7 protein-coding genes, 1 tRNA gene and 1 other annotated feature are annotated in these 12,152 nt (G+C 27.9%); of the genes, 7 read left to right on the plus strand and 1 reads right to left on the minus strand.

From position 1 onward, the window contains the following. Nucleotides 1–289 precede the first annotated feature (289 nt). Nucleotides 290–2,140, plus strand: coding sequence for an LTA synthase family protein (locus JMO20_RS09610; protein WP_202709380.1), 1,851 nt, complete (start codon nt 290–292; stop codon nt 2,138–2,140). A gap of 239 nt (nt 2,141–2,379) precedes the next feature. Beyond that, nucleotides 2,380–5,169, plus strand: coding sequence for a UPF0182 family membrane protein (locus JMO20_RS09615; RefSeq protein WP_202709382.1), 2,790 nt, complete (start codon nt 2,380–2,382; stop codon nt 5,167–5,169). Nucleotides 5,170–5,345: 176 nt separating this feature from the next. On the opposite strand, the gene JMO20_RS09620 is transcribed toward JMO20_RS09615, so the two are convergent. Beyond that, nucleotides 5,346–5,537 carry a hypothetical protein gene (locus tag JMO20_RS09620; RefSeq protein WP_202709384.1) on the minus strand — a complete coding sequence of 64 codons (192 nt, stop codon included), beginning with the start codon at nt 5,535–5,537 and terminating at the stop codon, nt 5,346–5,348. 445 nt (nt 5,538–5,982) lie between these two features. Next, nucleotides 5,983–6,181 (plus strand) — a binding site (T-box leader). An 80-nt stretch (nt 6,182–6,261) separates the two neighbouring features. Between JMO20_RS09620 and serS the strand changes: the two genes are divergently transcribed. The 5 genes from serS (at nt 6,262) to JMO20_RS20605 (ending at nt 12,114) form a co-directional block, all read left to right on the plus strand. Then, nucleotides 6,262–7,533, plus strand: coding sequence for a serine--tRNA ligase (serS, locus tag JMO20_RS09625; protein ID WP_202709386.1), 1,272 nt, complete (start codon nt 6,262–6,264; stop codon nt 7,531–7,533). Nucleotides 7,534–7,607: 74 nt separating this feature from the next. Continuing rightward, nucleotides 7,608–9,170, plus strand: coding sequence for a M1 family metallopeptidase (locus JMO20_RS09630; protein WP_202709388.1), 1,563 nt, complete (start codon nt 7,608–7,610; stop codon nt 9,168–9,170). Between the two features lie 396 nt (nt 9,171–9,566). Continuing rightward, nucleotides 9,567–9,643, plus strand: a tRNA-Arg gene (locus tag JMO20_RS09635). Between the two features lie 278 nt (nt 9,644–9,921). Further along, nucleotides 9,922–10,377, plus strand: a complete 456-nt coding sequence (gene tadA / locus JMO20_RS09640; protein ID WP_202709389.1) for a tRNA adenosine(34) deaminase TadA — start codon at nt 9,922–9,924, stop codon at nt 10,375–10,377. 393 nt (nt 10,378–10,770) lie between these two features. After that, a complete protein-coding gene (locus tag JMO20_RS20605; protein WP_202709396.1) occupies nt 10,771–12,114 on the plus strand; it encodes an FAD-dependent thymidylate synthase in 1,344 nt (447 codons plus the stop codon). Nucleotides 12,115–12,152 lie beyond the last annotated feature (38 nt).

The following is a 12,152-nucleotide window of genomic DNA, read 5'->3' on the forward strand; positions in this document are numbered from 1 at the left end:
ATGGTACTTGGTGGGTAACTGCCTGGGAGAGTAGGTCGTCGCTGGATTGTTTTATTTTTTTGACCTTAACCTTACAAATAATGTAAAATAAACCATAATTAGTATGAAGACTAGAAAATATTTAAAAAATATAATACTGCAGAAATATGATTATCATGAAGTAAAAAATCTTGAAATAAAAAAGTGGAGTAGAGTCTCCATCTGAAGTCTGATGTTCTGCTTTAGCAGAACAAGTTTACTATATATAGTATCTATGATTAAGTAAAGCTTTAAAGTTAGGAGGAATATAATGGAGAGTAGAAATCGTATAGATCTGATAGAAATATTTATTTTATTTTGCATTTCTTTAGTAAAGACTATGATTTTACATGTATATCTAGAATCACAACATTATTTTGAAATTATTATAGCTGTAATTCCTCCACTATTGATTGTCTATGGATTATTAAATCTGATTAAAGGCAAGAAGAGGAATTTATATATAATTATAGGACATACTATAATATCATTTATATTATTTGCTGATTTAATGTATTATCAACATTTTGGTTTTTTACCTTCAGTTAGGTTAATACCTTTGCTTAAATTAGTACCATCTGTTGCTAACAGTGTAGCTTTTATGATACATCCTATGTATTTAATTATGCTAATAGATATAATACCACTAATAATATACTTTAAAAGCAAGAAGAAAAGGAACATCACATACAGCAGGAGATCTAAACGTATTAATAGATATGTAGTTATAATAATGCTTATAGCTTTTATAGTTAATATAACATTTATAAATGGAGAAAGTATGTATGCTTATAGTGATCATGGTGTATATAGCTACCATGTTTATGATATAGTTAACATAATATCCGATAGTACTGAGGAAACCAGTACTAATATCTATGATTTAGATACAATCATAGAAGAAGTAAATAATAAAGAATATCTCTCAGATAAAAGGAGATATCACGGTATTGCTAAAAATAGAAATGTTATAATAATTCAATTTGAATCATTACAGGACTTTGTAATTAATAGGAAGTATAGAGGTCAAGAATTAACACCAAATTTAAATAAATTATTAAATAATGATAGTATTTATTTTAATAATTATTATCAACAGGTAGGGCCAGGGAATACATCAGATGCTGAATTTACTGTAAACAATTCTATGTATCCAATATATAAATATAGTGTATATAAAAAATATACGGAAAATAATTTCTATACATTACCTCATTTATTAAAGGAAAATGGATATTCAACGATAGCTTTACATGGATATAAAGAAGAATTTTGGAATAGAAATATTATGTATCCTAATCAAGGAATTGATGATTTTATTAGTATAGAAGATTTAAATGATGATAACACAATAGGATTAGGAATAGGTGATAAATCATTTTATAATCAATCAATAAAAAAACTTAGTGAAATAAATAAACCATTTTATTCACTTATGATAACATTATCTAGTCATAATCCTTATGAAATACCAGAAGAAAAACAAAAAATAAAATTATCTGAAGAACATGAAGATACATTATTTGGAAACTATATCCAGTCAGTAAATTATGCAGATGAAGCTTTAGGTGAATTTATAGTAGAACTAAAAGAAAATGGATTATATGATAATTCTTTAATAATGATATATGGTGATCATTCAGGCCTTTTTCCTAATAGAGAAGACAACAAAGAAATTATGACAGAATTTCTTGGAGTTAATTATGATTTTGATGAGTCAATGAATGTTCCATTAATTATTCATGTACCTGGTACTGGAATTAATGAAAATAAATCAATAGTTGGAAGTCATGTTGATTTATTTCCTACTATTATTAACTTACTAGGTTTAAAAAATAATAAAGGGATAATGTTTGGTCAAGATTTAAATAATGCTAAAGAAGGGTTTGTAGCTTTACAATATTTTGTACCTAAAGGGTCATTTATAGATGATAAAAAAATATTTATTATGTCAAAGGATGGTATTTTTAAAAATAGTAGGGCATGGAACTTAATAACAAAGGAGCCAATAGATATAGAGAACTGTCGTGAAGGCTATGAAAAAGCTATTAAGAAAACAGATTACTCAAACTATATTTTAGAAAATAATTTAATTAGAGAAATAATAAATAAAAATAAATAGATAAAAAAATAAAGGCTACTACCTATCATTTTTTCATTTTGATAGTTAGTAGTTTTTTGTAGTATAAAATTTTTAACACATTGCTGAAAAAAAGTATTATTTATTTTAATTGTAGGGTAGCCTCTTTATTAGTATACTAGAAGCTCAACAAAGTTTGAAAAAAGTATAATTGGGTAGTATAATATAATGTAATAAACATAAAGCTAACCAATTTTTGTAAATAGAGAGGAGATGTTTATTTGAATAGAAAAACTAAATATATTACTGCAGTTGGAATAATAATTGTTATATTTATAATCAGTTCATTTTCTAGTATTATTGAATTTGTTACTGATTATAAGTGGTTTAATGAATTAGGATATACTAAAACTTTTTTAACAAAGTTAGTTACACAGTTCAAGATAGGTATCCCAGCTTTTCTTATACTATTTGGACTAATGATAGGGTATCTACTATTTATTAAGAAGAGGTACTATAAAGATGTTGGAATTATGCCTGATAAAAAAGGAGAGAGGAAGCTTAATGTTTTTCTTGGATTAATATCAGCCCTTCTATCGTTTTTTGTATCTTCCATAATTTCTGGGAATTTATGGTTTAGCATTTTACAATTTATAAACTCAACTAAGTTTAATACGAATGATCCAATCTTTAATAAAGATTTATCTTTCTACATATTTAAACTTCCTTTAATAAAGGATATTATGAATATATTATTATTAATAATATTCCTTTTCATAATATCAACAGTAGTATTTTATTTAGTCTTAATTACATTGAGGAGACCTAAAAATGAAGCAGAAAATGTTTTTGATTTTAATGAATTTGCTAATAATGGAAAAGTAAATATTAATAAAATTTTTAACAAGAAGCTTTTTAAAAGAGCATGGTTTCAAATAGGAATATCAGGGTTAATGATATTTATAATAATTGCTATAAACTATTATTTAAGAGCCTATGATTTACTTTACTCAACGCGAGGAGAAGTATTTGGTGCAAGCTATACAGATGTACATGTTTCTCTATGGTTGTATAGAATAATGGCAATAGGTGCATTAGTTTCAGGAATAGGATTCTTAATAGGAGTATTGAAGAAAAATATAAAGCTAGCTTTAACAGGTCCAGTAATTATGATAGTCGTATCAATTATTGGCGGTTTAGCTGGTGTTGCAGTAGAAAAATATATAGTTGAGCCAGATCAAATATCTAAGGAATTACCATATCTAGCTCATAATATTGAATATACTCAAAAGGCCTATGGATTAGAAGATGTTGTAGAGAAGGATTTTCCAGTAGAACAAAACTTAACAAAAGAAGATTTATTAGAAAATCAAGAAACTATAAAAAATATTAGAATAAACGATTACAGACCAATAAAACAAGTATATTTTCAACTTCAAGGAATAAGACCATATTATAAATTTAATGATATTGATGTTGGAAGATATACTATAAATGATGAGTATACTCAAGTATTTTTATCTGCAAGAGAATTAGATCAAAAAGAGTTAGATTCGCAAGCTCAAAACTGGATTAACTTGCATTTAAAGTATACACATGGATATGGATTTACATTATCACCAGTTAATTCTGTGACATCTGAAGGTCAACCAGAGCTTTTGGTTAAGGATATACCACCTAAAACTGATACTAATTTAGTTATAAATCGTCCAGAAATATATTTTGGTGAAATGACCAATAATTATGTTATCTTAAATACTGATGAAGAAGAATTCGATTATCCACAAGGCTCAAGTAATGCATATACTACCTATAAAGGAACTGCAGGTATAAAGCTAAATGGATTAAACAAATTATTATTCTCAATAAAGCAAAGAGACTTAAAGCTTTTAATATCAGGAAATATAACATCGGATAGTAGAATCGTATTAAATAGGAATATTGCTGACAGAGTAAGGAAAATAGCTCCGTTTATACAATATGACGATGATCCATATTTAGTTGTAAATCAGGAAGATGGAAAACTATATTGGATAATAGAGGGTTATACTGCTAGTCAAAGATATCCTTATTCTCAACCATATAATAGCAAAGGAATAAATTATATTAGAAATTCGGTTAAAATAGTTATTGACGCCTATAATGGAGATGCTAAATATTATGTAATGGATGAAAATGACCCAGTAATTATGACCTATAAAAATATTTTTCCAGATTTATTTTCAAGTAAGGAAGATATGCCAGTAGGTATTGAAGAGCATTTAAGATATTCTCATCATTTATTTGATATTCAATCAAATATATATAGAGCATATCATATGAATAATCCTGAAGTATTCTTTGCAAGGGAAGATTATTGGGCTATTGCACAAGAAAAATATATGGAAGATATTCTAAATGTCGAATCAAATTATGTTATGGTCAAGCTTCCAGAAGAAGAAAAAGCAGAATTCTTATTAACTGTACCATATACACCAAATAATAAGGATAATATGACTGCCCTATTTGTAGGTAGGAATGATGGTGCAAATTATGGACAACTAATATTGTATAAGTTTCCAAAAAGTAAGAATATTAGAGGTCCAATGCAGGTAGAATCAAGAATAGATCAGGATTCAAATATTTCACCACAGCTTTCATTATGGGATCAAAAGGGTTCAACCGTATTAAGGGGAAATCTAATAACAATACCTGTAGAAGATTCTCTATTATATGTTGAGCCAATATACTTGAAGGCTGACAATGAGAATAGTTTACCTGAGGTTAAACGAGTTATAGTAGCATATGAAGATAGAATAGTGATGGAGGAGACCTTAGATAGGGCGCTTTCTCAAATATTTGGTCAAGTAGACCAAGAGAAAGACGACAGTGGGGTAATAGATGATATTGATACAGATGTAGAAGATGAAAATGTAAAAAGTATTATTCAAAAAGCTAATCAATTATTTAATCAAGCTAAAGAGGCTTCAAGAGAAGGTAATTGGTCAGAATATGGCGAGTATATCAATCAGCTTGAAGAAATATTAGGACAGTTAGATAATTATTACTCTGATGATAATATTGACGAATAAAATAATATAAAAAGGAGTAGTCTTGGTGGACTACTCCTTTAAATTTTACTTAATTAAGGAAATATATAATGAATTCTTATGCTAAATTATGTTTGATGGTAGACATGTAACTAATTTAATTTATATACTAGGACAATAATTATTGATATAAAAAAATCCTATGCATATACATAGGATTATCTCATCCTTCTTAATCTTATATCTTCTATGGACATTGAATCAAGTTCCTTGGCTTTAGTAGCTATATCTCTTCTATTTATTACTCCCTTGTCTACGAGAACTTCTATAATACTTGCTAATGCTAAGGTATTTCTATAATCTACTTCCTTCATATCACCTAACTTGGCTAATATTTCTAGTTCATTCACATCAAATCCCCCTTAAATATGTTAATATTTATATTATTAACATATAAATGTAAGATATACAGAAAAATTTAATTATTAGGTATATAATAATTGACTAAATATAATAATTATTATTAAGATGTATACTGTTTACATTATATATAGAAACTAAAAAATAAGTTTTTAGTCTAGGAAAGTATATATCAATATCTAATGTAAGATTATATCATCAAGACTCTATTATTTGATGAAATTGCATATTAAAATTTTATGCAAGATTATATTCTCGTGACTCCGGTTTACTATTTAATTAAAGGAAAAAATGACTTTATAAGTTGTTTTAATCTGAGAATTAATTTTCCAAAAACATATTTAAGTACTAAATATGTAACTTTGTCAGTTAAATAAATTTAGAATACTTGTAAAAAAGTAACTAATATGCTATAATTCTTTCAAAATAAATATTAGAAATGCAATGAAGGGAAATAGTAGATAAGCTAATTTCTTCAGAGAGCTAGTGTTTGGTGAAAACTAGTGTAAATAGTTTATTGAATCTGTCCTTGAGCTTTTTACCGAATAGGTAAACCTTGTAAGGGATATATTACAATAAGTGAATCACATTGTGATTAACTAGGGTGGCAACGCGGGTATCTCTCGTCCCTAATTATTTAGGTACGAGGGTTTTTTGTATTTATAAAACTAAGCAATAAATAATAATGATATAAAAGATTAAGGAGGATTAAAAATGCTAGATATTAAAAAAATTAGACAGAATCCAGAAGAAGTTAAGGAACTACTAGCAAAAAGAGGTGGAGACTTTAATATTGATACTATAGTTGGACTAGATGAAAAAAGAAGACAATTAATAATGGAAGTAGAAGAAATGAAAGCAAAGCAGAACTCAGTATCTAAAGAAATACCTAAATTGAAAAAAGAAGGTAAAGACATATCTAATATTTTAAAAGAGATGAAGGAGTTATCTCAATCAATTAAGGATATGGATCCTAAGTTAAAAGAAATAGAAGAAGAGTTAAATAATATGTTGTTAACTATACCTAATACTCCAAATCCAGAGGTTAATGTTGGAGACAGTGATGAAGATAATGTAGAAATAAGAAAATGGGGAGATATTAGAGAATTTGAATTTGAAACTAAAGCTCATTGGGATATAGGTGTGGATCTTGATATACTAGATTTTGAAAGGGCTACAAAGTTGGCCGGTGCTAGATTTACTTTGTTTAAAGGACTTGGTGCAACACTAGAAAGGGCCTTAATAAATTTCATGTTAAATACTCACACCATGGATCATAAATACACTGAAGTATCGCCTCCATTTATGGTTAATAGGGATAGCATGACTGGAACAGGACAATTACCAAAGTTTGAAGAGGATGCATTTAATATTCCAAGTAAAGACTTCTTCTTGGTACCAACAGCTGAAGTGCCAGTAACTAATATACATAGAGATGAAATATTATCAGAGGAAGACCTACCTAAGTATTTTACAGCTTACACTCCTTGCTTTAGACAAGAGGCAGGTTCAGCAGGTAGAGATACAAGAGGATTAATAAGAAATCACCAATTTGATAAAGTTGAATTAGTAAAGCTAGTGAAACCAGAAGAATCTTATACTGAATTAGAAAAGCTTACAGAAAATGCAGAAAAAATATTACAGCTTTTAGAAATACCATATAGAGTGGTTGAACTTTGTACTGGAGATTTAGGTTTTTCATCAGCCAAGACATACGATATAGAAGTATGGATGCCTAGCTACAATAGATATGTTGAAATATCATCATGTAGTAATTTTGAAGATTACCAAGCTAGAAGAGCAAATATTAGATATAGAAGTGAAGATACAGGAAAGCCTGAGTTTGTTCATACATTAAATGGATCAGCATTAGCTGTAGGAAGAACTACAGCCGCAATACTAGAAAATTATCAACAAGAAGATGGTTCTGTATTGATTCCTGAAGTTTTAAGACCATATTTTGGTGGAATAGAAAGAATTAAGTAATAAATTAACAAGAATTTTAATAATCTAAATGTAAATAATAAAAGGTATTGCTATGATTTCAGGAGGTGAAATAAATGTTTATTAGAAAGAAGATTCTAATGATAGTCCTATCATTAATTATTATCTTATCAATCTCTGGTTGTACAACAGAAAACCAGTTAAATGGTGATGAAAATCTTAATAATGATGATGAGAGTACATTAAATAATGAAAGCGGCAAAATTTACTCCACTCTATTAATAGACGATTATAATGGATTAAAAATGGATGAATTAAATAATTATGATATAAGTTTAGAATTTAATCCAGATTCAAAAACTTATACTGCTGAACAAAAGATAAGATATATAAATAATGAAGATGTGTCACTAGAAGAGATATATTTTCACTTATATCCGAATACCTTTAGAAAAAAAGAGACAGCTCCATTTTTATTTGATAGTTTTGAATCAGCATTTCCAAATGGGTTTGATTCAGGGTATATTGATATAAGTGAAGTGTCAATTAATCAAGAATCAATAACAAACTTTGAGACGAGTGGAACTGGTGAAACAATATTAAAGATACCTTTAATATCAAATCTAGAGCCAAAAAAGAGTGTAGAAATCAGCATGAAATATACAGTCAAGTTGCCTTCTGCACAAGATAGATTTGGATATGGACAAAATACCTTTAATTTTGGTAACTGGTATCCAATTGCTGCAGTATATGATGATGAAGGATGGAATCTAGATCCATACTACAGTATAGGAGATCCTTTCTACAGTGATACAAGTAATTATAATGTTACAATAAAGGCTCCTAAAGATATAAAAATTGCATCATCAGGCAATATCACTTCAGAAAAAGTTCAAGGTGATAGTAAAATTTGGAATATAGAAGCAAAGTTGATGAGGGACTTTGCTTGGGTAGCAAGTAAAGATTTTAAAGTTATTGAAAAGGATGTTGATGGTACACTTGTTCAGGTATATGTATTAAAAGATAATGAAAGCATTAATAATTATGCTGCAGAGGCAGCTTTCAATTCAATTGAGATTTTCAATCGCGTATTTGGTAAATATCCATATGGACAATATTCTGTTGTAGCCACTAGTTTTCCAAGTGGAATGGAGTATCCAGGAATAGTGTTCATAGGAGAAAAATATTATAATAACACATATAAAGGATACTTAGAAACTGTTATAGTGCATGAAACTGGGCATCAATGGTGGTATAGCTTAGTTGGTAATGATGAGGTAGATGAAGCTTGGCTAGATGAGTCAATAACATCTTACTCTGAAGTTATATATGCAGATGAGAAATATGGTGATGATACTGCTGAAACCTATTATAAGAGTAGTACGGAAAATAGCTATAATTCCATCGCCAACAGTTTAACGGATAAAGTGGTTTTAAAAAAATTGAGTGAATTTACAAATTGGGACGACTATGGAGCATTAGCATATAATAGAGGTGCAATGTTTATTCATGAAATAGAAGAGAGATATGGTGAAGAGACATTGTATAGGATTCTGAATGAATATTATAATAAATATAAGTTTTTAAATGCTACTACTGATGATTTTGTAGAAGTATGTGAAGAAATAACTGGTCAAGACTTTGAACCTTTAGTTGATGAATTCTTATATGGAAAATAGAATAAATGAGGAAATTGTATAATTAAAACTCTGTATAAGATGATACCTGTATGATTCAAATATTATTAAGAATAAAAAAGTGGCTAAATAGGTGATTTTTGTCTAAAATCATATCTTGTAAGACTATATTTGATTTATGAATATACAATTTCTTAGAATAGAAAAATTTGAATAATGATAGCAGAAAAGCTATGATTTCTATAACTATAAAATCATAGCTTTTTAATACTTATTGATTAATTTGATATAGATATGGTTAAACTAATTTGGAAAGTGAAATAGACTAAATATGTTTTTAAGAATAGAATTTCTAGGTGATAGTAAATAATAAGTAACAGAATATTTGACAATTATGATAAAATAAATTAAAATATATATCTAGTGAATATTATATTTGCACCCGTAGCTCAGTAGGATAGAGCAGTGCCCTCCTAAGGCATGTGCCGGGGGTTCGAATCCTCCCGGGTGCACCATTATTTAAATCTTCCTTATAAGGAAGATTTTTTATTAACTAAAGAAAAAATATATTATAGTTTTAATGAAGATTTACTCCATTAACATTTGGTAATTTATGGAATAAATATATTAGTTTTTATTAAAAATAAATATATAATTCATAAGAAATTTAATATAAAACTATTACTTCTAATCAAAAGCAATTTTATAAAACTAGTATTGAATTAATATTACTTAATTAAGTTTAGAAAGAATTTTAAACACTTTTAAAATACTATGAAGGTTGGTATTCGATATGGATGAATATTTTATGAAAATGGCCCTTAATGAAGCTTATAAAGCTTATGATATAGATGAGGTTCCAATAGGGGCTGTTATAGTTAAAGAAAATAAAATTATTGGTTCAGGATTTAATATTCGAGAAAGCTCTAAAGATCCAACTACCCATGCTGAGATGATAGCAATAAGGGAAGCTAGTAAAAATATAGGAGGATGGCGTTTAATAGGATGTACATTATATGTAACCATAGAGCCATGTCCTATGTGTGCAGGAGCTATTATTAACTCAAGGATAGATAGAGTGGTAGTAGGTGCAAAAGACCCTAAAATGGGAAGTTGTGGCTCTATAATTGATATAACACAAAATGAAAAATTTAATCATCAAGCTCAAGTACAATGGGGAGTGTTAGAAGAGGAATGCTCTTCTATAATGACAGATTTTTTCAGAAAACTACGTAAAAAACGGAAATAAATTATTTTATGCTTTTTTGAATGAGTAAATTTCATAGTTACAACTTAAATATATTTTCAAATAAAATTTTCATATTTAATTTCTTCGAATGAAGAATTCTTTTATAGAAAATATTCTAAATAAACATATTAAGGCTATTGGAAAATATAATCGATAGCCTTTTTCTGATGGATTTTTATAAATATATATTTTTGATATTTTTCATTTTACTAATTTCAAAGTATGATATACTTTATAAGAAAAACAATACTTTTGTAAAAAGTATGTATGATACGATTTTGATGGTATCGTATGAAGCTTATATATAGTGAGAGATGTATATTTTGTTTATCTGGTGAAAATATATGTCATGTTATAATTATATTATAAACAAATCTATAAGGGGGATAAATAGTGAGAATAACTAACTTTGATAATACAGGCTTAGATAGAGTTGAACAATGGATAGAAAAAAATAGACATCTTAATTTAGATGATAACGTGTTAAGTGAAGTTTTAAAGACTGTTAATATATCCTTTGTAGCTGAAAAAGTAAATAGGATACAAAGTATGCTTCTTTGTGAATTAAAGGATTCATATGTTCAACAGAGTCAAAGATACGTAACCATGGGTGAAAATGCCTATGACTTACCTGAATTAGAAGAAGAGGATACTAATAAGGCAAAGGAGTTAGTAGATAAGCTTTTTAGACTATATTCTGATATGTCACAATTAAAAGACGGTGACTTTAAAGGGAGACCTAAAAATGAAAATTATAAATACGGTATACCCATTGAGGATGCCAGATATATTTTACCTATATCAACAAAAACAAATCTATTTTGTGCTATGACGGGAGATAAATTAATAGATTTATATTCTCTTATACAAGATGAAGCATACTCATCAATATTTTATGACTTTTCCAAGGAATTAGAAAAATATATACCTTCCAACATATTAAGTGTTTTACATAATCAAAAAAATACTAATTCAGAAATAATTAATATTTCAGAATCATTCTATATTGATGATTTTAATAAAATAGATGAAGATAACAATATGATATTAGTTAATTCATTTGAAGACTTAGATTTAAAAGTAGGATTGGGAGCCTTAACAAGTACTCAAAAAAGAACCCCATCTGAGACCATTGAAATATGGAAAGATGAAGCTAAGACAAAGGCAAAGAATGTTGCTAAGAGGGTACTAGGTTATGGACACGATAGTATTGCAGAACAAGCAAGAACGACATTTGGAATGATGTGTAGTCTAGTAACATACCATCAGCAGGTGAGGCATAGACTTACAAACAATCATAGAGAACCACTTGTAAACTTGATTAAAGACAAAGAACGTCTAGCTGTAAGTCCACCAACCATAAGAGAATCTAAATTTAATAATGAGTACTTAAATTTAATTGATAAGATAAAGGATTTTAGGATATATATTTATGAAAAATATGGATTTGATAAAGCGCTATATTTCCTATTAAATGCAGATCAAATTAAAATAATCATTTCATCAAATGCTAGAATGGATATAAATATGCTTTCGGAGAGAATATGTCTAAATGCTCAATGGGAAATTAGAGATTTATCAACAAAGAAGCTAATGATTTTAAGAACATTGTCGGATACATTATATGAGAAGGCTCTTCCTTCATGTGTTAATGGTAAATGTAAGGAAGGAAGGTTGTCCTGTGGAAAGGTATTAGAAGTAAAAAGGAAGTTTTCCCAATCAAAGGCTAAGAATTAAGCTATTAAACATTTAACAAGAAAATGACTAATCATAAA

The sequence above is a fragment of the Sporosalibacterium faouarense genome (assembly GCF_016765695.1).
Taxonomy (GTDB): Bacteria; Bacillota; Clostridia; order Tissierellales; family VENL01; genus Sporosalibacterium; species Sporosalibacterium faouarense.

Coding starts and splice junctions, on each gene's coding strand:
- JMO20_RS09630 (WP_202709388.1), top strand. CDS start 7,608: ATGTTTATTAGAAAGAAGATTCTAATGATAGTCCTATCATTAATTATT.
- JMO20_RS09610 (WP_202709380.1), top strand. CDS start 290: ATGGAGAGTAGAAATCGTATAGATCTGATAGAAATATTTATTTTATTT.
- serS (WP_202709386.1), top strand. CDS start 6,262: ATGCTAGATATTAAAAAAATTAGACAGAATCCAGAAGAAGTTAAGGAA.
- tadA (WP_202709389.1), top strand. CDS start 9,922: ATGGATGAATATTTTATGAAAATGGCCCTTAATGAAGCTTATAAAGCT.